This is a genomic window from Paraburkholderia pallida (assembly GCF_004524855.1).
Taxonomy (GTDB): Bacteria; Pseudomonadota; Gammaproteobacteria; order Burkholderiales; family Burkholderiaceae; genus Paraburkholderia; species Paraburkholderia oxyphila.
Genome location: NZ_CP038151.1, coordinates 396112 through 412078, shown reverse-complemented (window position 1 = coordinate 412078; position 15967 = coordinate 396112). Strand labels below are relative to the sequence as shown.

Sequence of the window (15967 nt, the reverse complement as noted above, 5' to 3'; positions counted from 1 at the left end):
AATATTTTGACCACGACTCAAATTCTTTAAGCACGATCTCCGATTAAATGATCGACGCTCGCCAGCTCAGATACTTCACTGCCGTGGTCGAGGAGTTGCACTTCGCGCGGGCGGCCGATCGCCTGAATGTCGCCCAGTCCGCCTTGAGCGCCCAGATTCAGCGCCTCGAACAAGACCTCGGCGTGCGCCTGCTCAACCGCAACAAGCGCCAGCCCGTCACCCTCACCGACGCCGGGCGCCTCTTCCATGCCGAAGCCATAGCGGCATTGCGCCATATCGAACGCGCGGACCAGATAGGCCGGCTGGCGGCCCGAGGCCTCGCGGGCATTGTGCGGATCGGCTACGTGGCGTCGGGCGTGTCTAGCGGCGCCCTGTCCGGCATGCTGCGCGATTTCCGTATTTCCCATCCGAATGTGCGCGTCGAGGTCGTGCCGATGGAAACGCCACGCCAGTTTCAGGCGTTCGACGGCGGCGAAATCGATATCGGCATCGTGCGGCCGAGGCGCCAATATCCGCCGGGCATTGTGGCCACGATCGTCCATACCGAGCACCTCATGGTGGCGATGGCCGACACGCATCCGCTGGCGACGCGCCGCAAGCTGGTTGCGCGCGACCTGAAGGACCAGAGCTTCATTTCGCCTCAATTCGACGAGGACGAGGGATTCGGCGAGGTGCTCTCCGCGCTCGGCACGGCTGGCGGTTTCGCGGCCTTCCTCGACTATCGCGTGCGGGACTTCATCTCCGGGCTCGGTCTGGCGTCCGCCGGCTATGGCGTCGCCGTGGTGCCCGCATCGATGTCCTGCATCACGCAGCCCGGCCTGTGCTACAAGCCCATCGCGGACTTCGCGTTTCCCGTCCACCTCGCATTGGCAAGCCGCCGGCGGGAACTCTCCCCCGCCGTACGCGCTTTCGTTAAAGCGGCGCTCGCGCGCTCCAGCCAGGCAGAGGCTTGATCCGGGCCCTCAGGCGAGCGCGTCGCGGGTGATCTCGTCGACCGAGCGCGTGCCGAGCATCGCCATGTTCCTGTCGACCTCGTCGCGCAGCAGGCCGATCGCGTGCCGCACACCCGCTGCGCCGCCAATGGCCGCGGCATACATGAACGGGCGCCCGACGAACACGAAGCGGGCGCCGAGCGCGAGCGCCTTGAGCACATCGGCGCCACGCCGCACGCCACTGTCCATCATCACGACCAGATCGTTGCCAACGGCATCGCAGATTTCCGGCAGCACCTGCAAGGGCTCGACCGCGCCATCGAGCTGGCGTCCGCCGTGGTTCGAAACGATGATGCCGTCCGCGCCGATGGACACCGCGCGCCGTGCGTCGTCGACGTGCAGGATGCCCTTGATCACCAGGTTGCCGCTCCAGCGCGCGCGAATCCGGGCGATGTCCGCCCAGGACAGGTGATCGCGGCCCGTGGTGTCGCGGATCGCCGACGCGGACAGCATCGGCGATCCGCGCGTCGCGAACGAGTTTTCGAAGTGAGGCATGCCGTGCTTGATCAACGTCCTCAGAAACGTGCCGCACAGCCACCGAGGCCGCACGAGGCCGTCCATCGCCAGGCGCAGCGTCGGCCGCAACGGCAGCGAGAAGCCGGTGCGGACGTTGTTCTCGCGGTTCGCCCATACGGGGATGTCGACCGTGACGACGAGGGTCGCGAAGCCCGCGGCCTGGACCCGGTCGATCAGCGCATCGCGGCGTGCGGCATCGCCTGGCAGATACGCCTGAAACCATGTGCCCGGCGCGGCCGCATGGACCGTTTCCATCGGAATCAGCGAGGTGCCGCTCATGATCGCGGGGATGTTCTCGCCCTGCGCGGCCTGCGCCAGCGCGATGTCGCCGCGATACGCGGAGAGCGCGCTGATCCCGATCGGGGCGATCCCGAACGGCGACGCATAGCGGCAGCCGAAAATCGTGGTTTCCTGCGAGCGGCGCGCGACGTCGACCAGCACCTTCGGCCGGAATTTCAGGCGCTCGAAGGCGGTCCGGTTCGCAGCGAGAGACAGCTCGTCCTCGGCGGCGCCGGAAATGTAGCCGAACAGCGGGCGCGGCAGGAAACCCCGCGCCGCCACCTCGAAATCGGCCAGCGAAAGGATCTTGCGAAGCCGCGCCGGCGCATCCTGCTTCACGCCGTACGCGGCCTCGCTTTTCTGAGCGGCACGCGGGAGCGGCGGGAGGTCCGCGGCGCCGAGGTGATCTTCCATCTGTCTCTCCACAATCGGATGCTTCAAAGGGCTGAACGCGCGCGCCCGCATCGCGGCACGCAGGCCGCCTGCCGGATCGGGCGCCGCCTGCGTCATTGAGCGAACGTGCCTCGCTGCCGCATCAATTCGCGAAAGAGCGCTTCGTTGCGTTCGAACGGCGCGCGGCCGTGGAGATAAAAATAGTTGTTCAGGACAACCAGGTCCCCGGCCGGCAAGACGACTTCCTTCGTGCCCGCCGAAGCCTCCATCGATGCCGAAAGATCATGCAAATAAGCGGCCTCTTCCCGGTTGGCGGGCTGCACGAACTGGTCGATGAACGACAGCGACAAGCCGAATTCGCTCTGAAAGAACACCGGGCGCTCGACCCTGTCGCTGACGTTCTTGGAGCCCGGCGCCTTGTACAGGAACGGCCGGGTCGCGAACTTGTGGTTCACGAAGCGCTCGCGTTCCTCCCAGTCATCGAGATGCAGGAAGCGCGACTCGCCGCCGATCGCGTTCTGCTCGGCGAACTTCATCATCAGCAGCCAGTCGGTTGCCTCGGTGACGAACGTGCCGTCGGTGTGCATCGTGAACAGGCGGTAGGCCTGGCGCAGATAGGAGTCGCTGTCGTCGGTATGCCTGACGACGAAGCGCGCGTAGTAGGTGCCGGACATCGAGTCGTGATTGCTCGGCCCGAGGATGTGGCCGACCGCCGTGCCGAACCTGACGTAGTCGGCAGGGTCCTGCGAGAGCCCCTGAAGGCCGATGGTGAAACCGCCGTGGTCGCGGTTCTTGACCAGGTCGACCAGGGTTCGCGCGAACGCGTTGCCGACGCGCTTGATCAGCAGGTCCGCGAGATGGAAGCGCATGTACGGCACGTACTCGAGATTCTGGACATCGACAGGCCGGGCGTCTTCCAGGAATTGAGCAAGCGCGTCGCGCTCGGCGCTCACGTGGACGATTCGATGATGATGCGGATGCGGCGACAGACGAAACGACGGTTGGCGCGTAGCGGAAAGCGGGTCGGCGAGCGTGAGTTCCATGGTGTTCTCCGTTGAGTCGAATGACGCCATTTGAGCGCGCTTTTTTAATAACATCCATCTGGTCATGGCGAATCTTTATTCGCTTATTCAGATTAAATGCCGGTAGCTCTCCGCGCGAACGCTGCGTTTGCAAGTCACGGTCACCTATCTGATTTCACGTTGCGATATATCAACATGCAGATTTAGTATTTGTGTTTTGCATTCTGGAAGGTTAAGAATGCATAAATCGCATTCAAGAGCGGGCCCGCCCCCGCCGACTGACTCATGGAACTTCGCCAGCTCGAAGCCTTCGCTGCCGTGATGACAACGGGCAGCATCACTGCGGCCGGCCGCCTGCTCGGGCGCTCGCAGCCCGCGATCACGCGGCTGATCCAGGATCTGGAGGCCGAGATCGGCTATTCGCTGCTGACGCGTAACGGCCCGCGTGTTTCCCCCACCGAGCAGGGTTTCCTGCTCTACGAGGACGTCGAGCGCATGCTGGCCGGCATGAAGCAGGTTCGTGACCGCGTGAGCGAGATCGGGCGCGGCGACACGCGCCCGCTTCATATCGCAGCGACGTCGGCGCTCGCGGCCGGTCTCCTGCCCGCAGCGCTCGCCCTGCCCGGTCCCGCGCATGACGCGCCGAAGATCCAGCTGCGCAGCATGTCGCCCGAACAGGTCGTTCACGAGGTGCTGACGGGCGCCGCCGATATCGGCGTGACCAGCCTGCCGCTCGAGCATCGCGGGCTCGTGGTGCACTGGATCGGCGAATCCGCCTGTGTCGCCGCGCTGCGCCATGACGATCCGCTCGCCGCCCATGCGCGCGTGCCGCTCGCCGCATTCGCCGGCCGCCGCATCGTCACGATGCAGAACCCGTACCGGCTGCGCCGCCGGCTCGATCACGCGTTCGCGAGCGCGGGCATCGCGCCGGCGGCGCTGATCGAAACCAACTCGTCGCTGAATGCGCTCGCCGCCGTGCGCGCCGGGCTCGGCCTCTCGGTGCTCGAGCCCGTGACCGCTTACGGCCTGCCGCTCCCCGATGTCGCCGTGCGCCCGATCGACGCCGCAATCCCGTTCTTCTTCGGGGTCGTCACGCGCGACGCGAAAGTGCTGTCGGCTGTCGCGGTGGCGCTCGTCGACGCGCTCGCCGATGCCGCGCGCGCGCTGCTCCCCGATTTCGTCCGGCATGCGCCCAGCGAACATGCCCAAGTCCTGCAGTCGCTCTACGGCGACCTGCCCGATCCGAAGGAAACCCCGTCACCATGAACCCGCCGATCGACCGTCCGACCGACTGCCCGACCGACCGACCCGCGGGCCTCGCGGCGCTCGAAGCGCGCCTGCGCGAGGACCTCGCCTGGCTCGAATTGCCCGCCAGATCGTGGGTGCCGCCGTGCACGCACGAAGGCCGGCCCGTCGTCAGCGTCGCGATCGTCGGCGGCGGCATGGCGGGGCTGGCGGCCGCCGCGTCGCTCACGCATCTCGGCGTCGACGCGGTGATCTTCGACCAGTCGCCGCAAGGCTTCGAAGGCCCGTGGGCGACGACCGCGCGCATGGAGACGCTGCGCTCGCCCAAGCAACTGACCGGCCCGGCGCTCGGCCTGCCCGCGCTCACGTTCCGTGCGTGGTTCGAGGCGCAGTTCGGCAGCGAGGCCTGGCGCGCGCTCGACAAGATCCCGCGCCTGCAGTGGATGGACTACTTGCGCTGGTATCGCGACGTCCTCGGCCTCGACGTGCGCAACGATCACCGCATCACGTCGATCGTGCCGCATGACGATGGCAACGGCGACGGCGTCGTCGCGCTGTCGGTATCGCACGCGGGCCGCGACGACGTCGTGTACGCGCGCCACGTGGTGCTCGCGACGGGACGCGACGGTCTTGGCGGCCCGAGCGCGCCGGCCTTCGCGCAGGCGTTGCCGCGGCGCTTCTGGGCGCATTCGTCGGACGACATGGACTACGCCGCGCTGCGCGGCAAGCGCGTTGGCGTGGTTGGCGCCGGGGCATCGGCCATGGACAGCGCCGCGACCGCGCTCGAGGCCGGCGCCGCGTCGGTCGACCTGCTGATTCGCCGCGCCGACATCCCGCGCGTGAACAAGGGCAAGGGCGCGGGCAACCCCGGGCTCACGCACGGCCATGCCACGCTGCCCGACACGTGGAAATGGCGCATCCGCCATTACGTCAACGTGCAGCAGGTGCCGCCGCCACGCGGCAGCACGCTGCGCGTGTCGCGCCACGCGAACGCGCGCTTCAACCTCGGCTCGCCGATCCTCGACGCGACCGTCGCCGGCGACGCGCTGCACGTGCGTACGCCGAACGGCCTGTTCGAGCTGGATTTCCTCGTGTTCGCGACCGGCTTCAGCATCGATCCGGCCAGCCGCCCCGAATTCGCGTCGTTCGCGCGGCACATCCGCACCTGGAGCGATCGCTATACGCCGCCCGCCGGCGACGAGGACCGCGAGCTCGCCGATTCGCCCGACCTCGGCCCGGCGTTCGAATTCCGCGAAAAAACCCCGGGTGCGTGCCCCGGGCTCGAGCGCATCCACTGCTTCTGCGCGCCGGCGACGCTCTCGCACGGCGCGCTCTCCGGTGACATTCCGGCCGTCAGTGACGGCGCCAAGCGCCTCGCGCTCGGGCTCGCGGCCGCGCTCTATCGCGACGACATCGAGCTGCACTACGCGAATCTCGAAGCGTTCGACGAGCCCGAAGTGTTCGGCGACGAATGGACGCCGGCTGGACCGCCCGCCGCACTCGCCACACCCGCCGCGCCCGCTGCGCCCGCCGAACCCTCCGCACTCCCCGAGCCGGAGCGCCTGCCATGAGCGCGTGGATCCTGCGCCGCCTGCTGCAGGCGGTCGTCGTCCTGTGGCTGATGACCGTCGTCGTGTTCGTGGGCCTGCACGCGATCGGCAACCCGGTCGACATCCTGATCGGCGACGACGTCGACCAGATCGACCGCGCCCGCATCATCGCGCGGCTCGGCCTCGACCAGCCGCTGTGGCGGCAGTACCTCGCCTTCGTGAACGGCGCGCTGCACGGCGATCTCGGCAACAGCTTCGTGTACAACGTGCCAGCGATCCGGCTGATTCTCGAACGCCTGCCCGCGACGCTCGAACTGGCGTGCGCGGCGCTCCTGATCGCGATCGCGATCGGCATTCCGCTCGGGCTCTTCGCGGGGCTGCGCCCGCAGCATCCGCTCGCGCGGCTGCTGACGGCGGGCAGCATCGTCGGCTTCTCGCTGCCGACCTTCTGGGTCGGGCTGATGCTGATCATGACCTTCTCGGTCCATCTGGGCTGGTTGCCGGCGAGCGGGCGCGGCGCGACGGTGCCCGTCTTCGGCGTCGCGTGGTCGTTCCTGACGCTCGACGGGCTGCGCCATCTGATCCTGCCCGCGCTCAACCTCGCCCTCTTCAATATCTCGCTCGTGCTGCGCCTGACGCGCGCGGGCGTGACCGAGGTGCTGCCGCAGGATTTCGTCCGCTTCGCGCGCGCCAAGGGGCTCTCGCCGCTGCGCCTCGTGCTCGTCCACGTGCTGCGCAACACGCTGATTCCGCTCGTCACGGTGCTCGGCATCGAGTTCGGCTCGACGATCGCGTTCTCGGTCGTCACCGAGAGCGTGTTTTCGTGGCCGGGCGCCGGCAAGCTGATTCTCGACAGCATCAACGCGCTCGACCGGCCCGTCATCGTCGCGTATCTGATCGTCGTGGTGTCCATGTTCGTGACGCTGAACCTGATCGTGGATCTGCTGTACCGCTGGCTCGATCCGCGCGTGCGCCTGGAGGCTTCCGCATGACTACGTCCGCTCCACAAGCTCCCGTGCCCGCCGCGCGCGCGGCCGCCGCGCCGACGCGGCGCGAATCGCCGTGGCGCCGGGCCATGCGCGACTTCGCGCGCTCGAAAAGCGCGTTGTTCGGACTCGCGTTGCTCGTCGTACTGGTCGCCGCCGCGCTCGCCGCGCCGTGGATCACCCCGCAAAACCCCTATGACCTGATGCAGCTCGACGTCATGGACGCGCGGCTGCCGCCGGGCTCCGCGAACGGCGCAGCGACGTTCACCTACTGGCTCGGCACCGACGGCCAGGGCCGCGACCTGCTCTCGGCCATCGTCTACGGACTGCGCATCAGCCTGGGCGTGGGCGTCGGCTCGGCGCTCGTGGCCGGCATCATCGGCACGCTGCTCGGGCTCGTGGCCGCGTATGCGGGCGGCAAGGTCGACGCGCTCATCATGCGCATGGTCGATCTGCTGCTGTCGTTCCCGTCGATTTTTGTCGCGATGATGATCCTCGCGTACATCGGCAAGGGCATCGGCAACGTCGTGCTCACGCTGATCGTGCTCGAGTGGGCCTATTTCGCGCGCACGGCGCGCGCGCAGGCGCTCGTCGAGACGCGCCGCGAATACGTCGAGGCGGCGCGCTGCCAGGCGATTCCGGGCTGGCGCATCGTGGTGGGCCACATCCTGCCGAACTGCCTGCCGCCGCTCATCGTGGTCGGCTCGCTGCAGGTCGCGCGGGCGATCACCCTGGAGGCGACGCTGTCGTTTCTCGGGCTCGGCGTGCCCGTCACCGAGCCGTCGCTCGGCCTGCTGATCGCCAATGGCTACCAGACGATGCTCTCCGGCGAGTACTGGATCAGCCTCTACCCGGGCCTCGCGCTGCTGGTGACGATCGTCGCGATCAATCTTGTCGGCGACCGCCTGCGCGACCTGTTCAACCCGAGGAGCCAGAAATGAGCGCACCGCCGTTCTCGTTACCGTCCTCGTCCCAGCCCTCGCCCCCGACGCTCGAGGTCCGCCATCTGCGTACGCAGTTCGACACGCGCGCCGGCACGCTCACGGCCGTCGACGACGTGTCGTTCACGCTCGCGCCCGGCCGCATCATGGGGCTCGTCGGCGAATCGGGCTCCGGCAAGTCGGTCACGGGCTTCTCGATCATGGGTCTCGTCGACGCGCCGGGCCGCATCGCCGGCGGCGAGATCCTGTTCCAGGGGCGCGATATCGTCGGGCTGCCGGCACGCGAGCGGCGGCATCTGCAGGGCAACCGCATCGCGATGATCTTCCAGGATCCGATGATGACGCTGAACCCGGTGCTGCGCATCGACGCGCAGATGACCGAGGCCGTGCGCGCGCATCGGCGCGTGTCGGGCGCACAGGCGCGCGAGCTCGCACGCGACGCGCTGGCCGCCATGGGCATTCCGAGCCCGGACGAGCGGCTGCGCGCGTATCCGCATCAACTGTCGGGCGGGATGCGGCAGCGCGTGGCGATCGCGATTGCCATGCTGCACCGGCCCGATCTCATCATCGCCGATGAGCCGACCACCGCGCTCGACGTGACGATCCAGGCGCAAATCCTCTGCGAGGTGCAGAAGCTCGTGCGCGAGCATCGGACCGCGCTGATCTGGATCACGCACGACCTGTCCGTCGTCGCCGGGCTCGCCGATGAGCTCGCGGTGATGTACGCGGGCCGGATCGTCGAGCACGGGTCTGTCGACGCGGTCCTCGACGCGCCACAGCACCCCTATACGGTCGGCTTGATCGCGAGCCTGCCGAGTCTGAACCAGCGTGGCGAACGGCTGCGCCAGATTCCCGGGATGACGCCGAACCTGCTCGCGATGCCGGCCGGCTGCGCGTTCGCGCCGCGCTGCGCGCAGGCGAGAGCGGCCTGCGGCGTGCGCCCCGAATTGACCGAGACGCGGCCTGGCCGCTTCGTTCGCTGCTTCCATCCGGGCGCCGCGCAACTCGCCAGGGAGACCGCATGAGCACGCCCCGCAGCCATTCCGGCGCGCCCCTCGCCTCCCCCGCGCCTGCTGTGCCGGCGACGCCTCGCGGCCATGCCGCCGACGCGGCACCGCCGCTCGTCGCGCTGAACCGCGTAAGCAAGCGCTTCGGCGGGCGCCGCACGGGCCCCGCGACGCGGCTGCTCGAACGCGTGGGGCTGGCCCACCCGCCCGCCGTCGTGCACGCGATCGACCACGTCGATCTCGCCGTGCAGCGCGGCGAAGTGATCGGCCTCGTCGGCGAATCGGGGTGCGGAAAATCGACGCTCGGCCGGCTGCTCGCGGGCCTGCTTGCGCCCTCGGAAGGCGAGGTCCGGCTGGCGGGCCGCCGCGCCGAGACGCTGTCCGCCGCCGAGCGGCGCGCCGCGCGCCTGAAGACCCAGATGATCTTTCAGGACCCCTATGCGAGCCTCAATCCGCGCCTGCGCATCGATCGCATCGTCGGCGAAGGCGCGCGCGTGCACGGCCTTACGGACCGCGCAGGCTTCGACGACTACGTGAGCGCGCAACTCGAGCGCGCCGGGCTCGATCCCGCGCTGCGCGACCGCTATCCGCACCAGTTCAGCGGCGGGCAGCGGCAGCGGATCGGCATCGCACGCGCGCTCGCGGTGCAGCCCGAGCTGCTCGTGTGCGACGAAGCCGTCGCCGCGCTCGACGTGTCGATCCAGGCGCAGATCCTGAATCTCTTCATGGATCTGCGCGAGCAGCTCAGTCTCACTTACGTCTTCATCAGCCACGACCTTGGCGTGGTCGAGCATCTGTCCGATCGCGTCGTCATCATGTATCTCGGGCGCATTGTCGAGAGCGCACTCGCCGACGAAATATTTCGGCACCCGAACCATCCGTATACGCGGGCGCTGCTCGCCGAGATTCCCCGCATCGACGTGCGCCACAAGACCTTCGCCGCCCTGAGCGGCGAGCTGCCGAGCCCGCTCGCGCCGCCTTCCGGCTGCCATTTTCATCCACGCTGCCCGCACGCGATGCCGCGCTGCAAGACCGAGGCGCCGACGCTCCGCAGCATCGCGGTCCGCCACCTGAGCGCGTGCCATCTGAACGACGCAGCTTGATCTCCCCCTTTTCGACAAACCGGCACTCCCCTTTCACAGGATCCTCCGACATGAAACGTCTCCTGCTGTCATCCGTCGCCGCGGTGCTGCTGTCGGCCGGCATGGCCGCCGATGCGCAGACGCTGCGCATCGCATTCGCCGACCCGCTGTCGTCGCTCGACCCGCAGCTCAACAACCATGCAGGCGACCGCTCGGACGATCTGCACTTCTGGGACCTGCTCGTCGAGAACAAGTGGAACAAGCTGCAGCCCGGCCTCGCGGTGAGCTGGAAGCCGCTCGACGCGAAGACCTGGGAGTTCAAGCTGCGCCCGAACGTGAAATGGCAGGACGGCACGCCGTTCACCGCCGCCGACGTGATCTTCTCCTACCAGCGCGCGCGCAACGTGCCGGGCAGCGTCGCCACGTTCGCCGGCTATCTGCGCACGATCGACTCGATCAGCGCGCCCGATCCGCTCACGCTCGTCATCAAGACAACGATCCCTAACCCCGACCTGCCGCTGAATCTCGCATCGGTCCATATCGTCAGCAAGCACATCGGCGAGAAGTCGACGACCGACGACTACAATTCGGGCCGCGCGATGGTCGGCACCGGGCCGTACAAGTTCGTGTCGTACACGCCGGGCGACCGCGTCGAGATGGTCCGCAACGACCAGTACTGGGACGGCAAGCCGCTCTGGGACAAGGTCGACTACCGCTACGTGAACAACGCAGCCGCGCGCACGGCCGCGCTGCTCGCGGGCGACGTGGACGTGATCGATAAAGTCTCGGCGCTCGATATCGCGCGCCTGAAGCAGGCGCCGAACGTGACCGTCTATCCGTATCCAGGCCTGCGCGTGATGCTGCTGCAGCCGAGCTTCCGCGACGGCCCGAATCCCGACATCACCGACAACGACGGCAAGCCGTTGCCGAAAAACCCGCTGCTCGACGTGCGCGTGCGCCGCGCGCTGTCGCTTGCGATCAACCGCGACGCAATCGTCACGCGCATCATGCAGGGCACGGCGAGCGTCGCGAATCAGTGGATGCCGAAGAACACGTTCGGCTATGACCCGGCCGTGAAGGACATTCCGTTCGACGCGGCGCAGGCCAAGAAGCTGCTTGCCGATGCGGGCTACCCGAACGGCTTCAAGCTCGTGATGCACGTGCCGAACGACCGTTATCCGCAGGGGCCGGAAACCGCTCAGGCGGTCGCGCAGTTCTGGATGCGCATCGGCGTGAAGACGCAGGTGGATGTGGTGCCGTGGTCGATCTACGCGAGCCGCGCCGGCAAGAACGAGTATGCGATGTCGATGCTCGCATGGGGCAACGGCACCGGCGAGGCCAGCTATGCGCTCGTGAACGTGCTCGCCACCGTCGACGCGAAGAAGGGGCTCGGTGCTTCGAACTGGGGCCATTACAGCAATCCGGCCGTCGATCAGGCGCTCGATGCGGCGACCGAAGAGTTCGATCCGGGCAAGCGCGAGGCAATCCTGCGTCACTCGGTCGAGCTCGTGACGAACGACGTCGGCGTGATTCCGCTCTTTCACTATCAGAACGTGTGGGCTGCGCGCAAAGGCCTGAAGGTCTCGCCGTACACGAGCGACCGCACCGTCGCGATGCAGGTCACGCAGGTCGGCAAATGAGCGGCGCACACGCACTCTCGCTCACCGTCATGCCCGCCGACGCGCTGATCGACGTGCCGCGCCGTATTGTGCTGCGCGGTGCGCCCGCCGGCGCGCGCGTGACGATTGCGAGCCGCACCGAGCGCGCGCATGGCGCGCTCTGGCATGCCGACGCGACCTTTGTCGCCGACGCGGACGGCGTGGTCGACCTGTCGCGCGACGCGCCCGTGTCGGGCAGCTACGCGTCAGTCTCGGCGCTCGGACTCGTGTGGTCGCAGACGCCTGTCGACGGCAGGAGCCGCGACGTATTCCCGGCTCCCGTCACCGCCCCGCTCGTGACGGCGCTCACCGCGAGCGTCGGAGACGCTTCGGTGTCCGCACGATTCACGCAGCGGCTCGCGGCCGAAGGCGTGACGCGCCGCGAGATCCGCGAGCAAGGTCTCGTCGGCACGCTCTATCTGCCGCCCGGCGCGGGACCGCATCCTGCCGTCATGGTGCTCAACGGCTCGGGCGGCGGCCTCAACGAGCCGCGCGCGGCGCTCTATGCCTCGCGCGGCTATGCGGCCTTCGCGCTCGGCTACTTCAAGGCGCCGGGCCTGCCGGACTATATCTCGAACACACCGCTCGACTATTTCGAGCGCGGCCTGCACTGGCTGCGCGACACGGTGCGTCCCGCACACGATTTCGTCGCGCTGTCCGGACAGTCGCGCGGCGGCGAACTCGTGCTGCTGCTCGGCGCGACTTTCCCCGAGCTGGTGTCGGCCGTGATCGGCTACGTGCCGAGCGCGCTCGTGCACAGCGCGCAGAACGCAGCCGATCCGGCCACCGGCCGCGAAGGCCCGACCTGGCTGCTGAACGGCAAGCCGCTGCCACACATCTGGGAGAACAACCGCACCGCCAGCTGGGCGCCGTACGACGAAGGCCCCCCGCCGCACCGGCACGCCCGCGCGATGCTCACCGCGCTCGACGATCCGGACGCGGTCGAGCGCGCACGCATTCGCGTCGAGCGCATTCGCGGGCCGGTGATGCTGCTCTCGGCCGGGGACGACGGATCATGGCCGTCGAGCCGCTACTCGCGCATGGTCGCCGAGCGGCTCGCCGCGCACGGTCATCCGCATCCGGTCGAGCATCTCGATTTCGAGCACGCGGGGCATGCAATCGTGTTCCCCTATGTGCCGACCACCCAGCTCGTCTACGCGCATCCCGTGTCAGGCCGGGTCAGCACCGGTGGTGGCGAGCCCGCTGCGAACGCGCGCGCCGACGAACAATCATGGGCCGCGGTGCAGGCCTTTCTTGCGCGCGCTGTCGCCGCGCAAGCGGCCTGCACGCCCTCTTCCGATTCACGTTCCGGGGATTCTGATGACACACACCTTTGAAGGCGAGACGACCGATCTGATCGATCGCCTTGCCGGGCTCACGCCCGGCTCGGCCACGCACGCGCTGCGGCAGCGGCGCGACAAAGTCGCGGTGGCGACCCAGCAAAGCCATGACGCGCTATTCGACCCCGCGCTCGAAGGGCTGACACTCGCGGAGCGGCTGCTCGTTGCGTGCTACGCGAGCCGGCTGACGCCATCGGCCACGCTCTTCGCGCACTACCGCGAAGCGCTCGAGCAGCATAGCGTCGACGCGGCTGCGCGCGCGGCGGTCGAAACCGGCGCGCCCGACGATATTTCCGATGCGCGGCTGCGCGCGATCCTCACGTTCACGCGCACGCTGATCGAGAACCCGGTGGCCGGCGACCAGGCCGCGCTGCAAACGCTGCCCGCCGCCGGGCTGACGACGCCCGCCGTGGTCGTGCTCGCGCAACTGATTGCGTTTCTCTCCTACCAGACGCGCGTCGTCGCGGGCCTGCAGGCGTTACATCAACTGGAGACGACGACATGACCGACCTCATCCGCTCGCACGGCTTCACCAACGAATCGCTCGATTGGGATGCCTGGCTCGACGTGGTCGACCTCGAACACGCGACACCGGAGCAGGTCGCGGTGCTCGAAGAAAGCCACCCCAAAGCCAAAGTATCGGACTACTACCTGTTCCTCGTGCATCAGCCCGAGATTCTCAGGCAGCGCTCGGCGGCCTTCAACGCGATCATGTATGCGCCCGGCGGGCTGCCGCGCGCGGAGCGCGAGCTATCGACCACGGTCGTCTCGCGTATCAATGGCTGTGTGTACTGCGCTTCCGTGCACGCTCAGCGCTTCGAGCAACTCGCGAAGCGCAACGACGTGATCCGGCAAGTGTTCGACGAGCCGCGCGACGCCGGCACGACTGAGCGCGAACGCGCGATCGTGGCATTCTCGATCGCGCTTACCGAGCAGCCGGGGACGATTGACGCCACGCAGCTTCGCGCGCTGCGCGATGCCGGCCTCGACGATGCGGAGATCCTCGACCTGATCCACTCGGTGTCGATCTTCGCATGGGCGAACCGGCTGATGCTCAACCTCGGCGAGCCGGTTTTCCCCGAGGCGCGGTGAGGTCCAGCGGAGCGCTGGCGCCGATGGGCTTGCGCCTGGCGCGACGTGCCTTTCCTTTGTTCGCCAGGACAACTCAAGGCCAATTGGCGCCATGAACTGGTGTAAACAGCATGGCGCACCAAAAACAACAAGCCATTGATTCGTAATGGCTTTATGCATTCGATGCCAGGCCGCGGATGCCTGTGTACAGCTAGCATTTCCCCCAGGGTGACACTTTCCGCACGCCCGTACAAAAATATCCTTCATCTGACAGACACCCCGGACGCCCTGGCAATCCCATGGTTCGTGGAGAGAGAATCGGTGAACGAGCATCGGCCTGAACTTGCAATCCGAAACCGTCTCGCGGCGCGCCGTCGTACCCGCGCGCCCAGCTCTCCTCACCGGCATGGCGTCCCTTCCTGATTTACTGCTGCAATCCCCGTAACGACGTTCATGTGACGCGTCGACACCGGCCTCGCGCTGCAAAGCCAGGCCGGCAACTCGCACGGATGGCGCCCCTGCGCCACGTCCGCGCGAACTGACGCGCCACGCCAGCAGGGGGCGAATTCCGTTGAATCCCGTTGTTTCCAGGCCACGTCACTTAATCAGGATGCCATAATGTTAAATCGCAAGACGCTACGCAAGACACTGCTCGCCGCCGGACTCGCCGCCATGGGGATGACGGGCAGCGCCGCCTATGCGCAAAGCAGCGTAACGCTCTATGGCATCGTCGACGGCTCGCTGCTCTACACCAGCCACACGATGAACATGCAGACCGGCCAGAACGCGGGGCATCAGTTCTCGTTCACCGACAGCGGCATGACCGGTTCGAGTTTCGGCATGCGCGGCGCGGAAGACCTGGGCGGCGGCATGCGTGCGGTCTTCATGCTCGAAAGCGGCATCAGCGTCGCGAACGGCCAGTTCGGCAATTCGAACGGCAACCTGTTCGGCCGCCAGGCATGGGTGGGCCTCGACAGTTCCTATGGCTCGCTCAAGGCCGGCCTCCAATACTCGCCGTTCTTCCTCTCGCTCTACGACACCGACCCGCGCGGCATGTCGTATTTCGGCAGCGCCCTCGTGAGCTACGTGAACAACGTCTATGTCACGGGCCTCTTCAACAGCAATTCGATCACCTATACGTCGCCGGAAATCTGGGGCGTGCAGGCGTCGGGCATGTTCGCATTCGGCGGCGCGGCGGGCGACTTCCAGGCGGGCCGCCAGTACTCCGCGAGCCTGCGCTATCACCTGGGCGGCCTCACGCTCAGCGGCGCGCTCTACGACGGCAACGCGGGCGGGACCGCCGCCACCACGCCCGTGCCGAGCACCGTCGAGTTCGTGGGCCGCACCCTCGGCGCGAGCTATCGCTTCGAAAACAGCCTCACGATTTCGGCCTCGTACGCGCTCTACAAGGTCGCCCACTCATTCGACAACAGCGTCTACTCGGGCGGCCTCAGCTACTTCGTCACGCCCTACCTCGATGTGAACGCGGGTGTCTACTACACGCGCGACGGCAACGAAGGCGCGAATCACTCGATCCTCGCCTCGAGCGGCGTGCAGTTCTTCCTCTCGAAGCGCACGACCCTCTATGGCCAGGTCGGCTATGTGAACAACCACGGACGCATGGACACGGGCCTGTCGATCAACAACGCACTCTTCGAAGTGTCCGGCTCGACAGTGGGCGCGAGCATCGGCATCCGCCACATGTTCTGATCGGGGCACGGGCGGCCCGCGTGGTTCAGACGGGCCGCCCCGCATGATCGCGTGCGCGAGTCAGACCTTCATGCCGGGCTGGTCACAACGGGCGCCTGGCTCTTCAAGCGCATTGCCGCGCACCTCTATTCCTGTTCAAGATTGATTCATTCAGTCCAGACATCAGAAATAAATT

12 protein-coding genes and 1 pseudogene are annotated in these 15967 nt (G+C 67.5%); 11 read left to right on the top strand and 2 right to left on the bottom strand.

Annotated elements, in window-relative coordinates:
* The first annotated feature begins 47 nt into the window (after nt 1–47).
* Nucleotides 48–953: a LysR family transcriptional regulator gene (locus E1956_RS36755; RefSeq protein ID WP_134758283.1), complete on the top strand. Its 906-nt coding sequence runs from the start codon at nt 48–50 to the stop codon at nt 951–953.
* A gap of 9 nt (nt 954–962) precedes the next feature.
* Here E1956_RS36755 and E1956_RS36750 read toward each other — a convergent pair whose 3' ends face one another.
* The gene (locus tag E1956_RS36750) at nt 963–2201 is read right to left on the bottom strand and encodes an alpha-hydroxy acid oxidase (protein WP_134759566.1); all 1239 of its coding nucleotides are present in this window, start codon (nt 2199–2201) and stop codon (nt 963–965) included.
* Between the two features lie 92 nt (nt 2202–2293).
* Nucleotides 2294–3223 (bottom strand): glutarate dioxygenase GlaH, encoded by a 930-nt coding sequence (glaH, locus tag E1956_RS36745; RefSeq protein WP_134758282.1) that lies wholly within the window; start codon nt 3221–3223, stop codon nt 2294–2296.
* 264 nt (nt 3224–3487) lie between these two features.
* Here glaH and E1956_RS36740 point away from each other — a divergent pair, with 264 nt between their 5' ends.
* The 10 genes and pseudogenes from E1956_RS36740 (at nt 3488) to E1956_RS36690 (ending at nt 15792) form a co-directional block, all read left to right on the top strand.
* Nucleotides 3488–4468 carry a LysR family transcriptional regulator gene (locus E1956_RS36740; protein WP_134758281.1) on the top strand — a complete coding sequence of 327 codons (981 nt, stop codon included), beginning with the start codon at nt 3488–3490 and terminating at the stop codon, nt 4466–4468.
* Nucleotides 4465–6018: a flavin-containing monooxygenase gene (locus E1956_RS36735; protein ID WP_134758280.1), complete on the top strand. Its 1554-nt coding sequence runs from the start codon at nt 4465–4467 to the stop codon at nt 6016–6018. The genes E1956_RS36740 and E1956_RS36735 overlap by 4 nt, the downstream gene beginning before the upstream one ends.
* Nucleotides 6015–6989 (top strand): ABC transporter permease, encoded by a 975-nt coding sequence (locus E1956_RS36730; protein ID WP_134758279.1) that lies wholly within the window; start codon nt 6015–6017, stop codon nt 6987–6989. Before E1956_RS36735 ends, E1956_RS36730 begins: the two co-directional genes overlap by 4 nt.
* Nucleotides 6986–7924, top strand: coding sequence for an ABC transporter permease (locus E1956_RS36725; protein ID WP_134758278.1), 939 nt, complete (start codon nt 6986–6988; stop codon nt 7922–7924). The genes E1956_RS36730 and E1956_RS36725 overlap by 4 nt, the downstream gene beginning before the upstream one ends.
* A complete protein-coding gene (locus tag E1956_RS36720) occupies nt 7921–8949 on the top strand; it encodes an ABC transporter ATP-binding protein (protein ID WP_134758277.1) in 1029 nt (342 codons plus the stop codon). The genes E1956_RS36725 and E1956_RS36720 overlap by 4 nt, the downstream gene beginning before the upstream one ends.
* Nucleotides 8946–10034, top strand: coding sequence for an ABC transporter ATP-binding protein (locus E1956_RS36715; protein ID WP_134758276.1), 1089 nt, complete (start codon nt 8946–8948; stop codon nt 10032–10034). The genes E1956_RS36720 and E1956_RS36715 overlap by 4 nt, the downstream gene beginning before the upstream one ends.
* A 50-nt stretch (nt 10035–10084) precedes the next feature.
* Nucleotides 10085–11653 carry an ABC transporter substrate-binding protein gene (locus E1956_RS36710; protein WP_134758275.1) on the top strand — a complete coding sequence of 523 codons (1569 nt, stop codon included), beginning with the start codon at nt 10085–10087 and terminating at the stop codon, nt 11651–11653.
* Nucleotides 11650–13516: pseudogene (locus tag E1956_RS36705) on the top strand (acyl-CoA thioester hydrolase/BAAT C-terminal domain-containing protein). Before E1956_RS36710 ends, E1956_RS36705 begins: the two are co-directional and overlap by 4 nt.
* Nucleotides 13513–14103, top strand: a complete 591-nt coding sequence (locus tag E1956_RS36695) for a peroxidase-related enzyme (protein WP_134758272.1) — start codon at nt 13513–13515, stop codon at nt 14101–14103. The pseudogene E1956_RS36705 and the gene E1956_RS36695 overlap by 4 nt, the downstream one beginning before the upstream one ends.
* Nucleotides 14104–14700: 597 nt before the next feature.
* Complete coding sequence (locus E1956_RS36690) at nt 14701–15792, top strand: porin (RefSeq protein WP_418789356.1); 1092 nt, start codon at nt 14701–14703, stop codon at nt 15790–15792.
* The last annotated feature ends 175 nt before the right edge of the window (nt 15793–15967 follow it).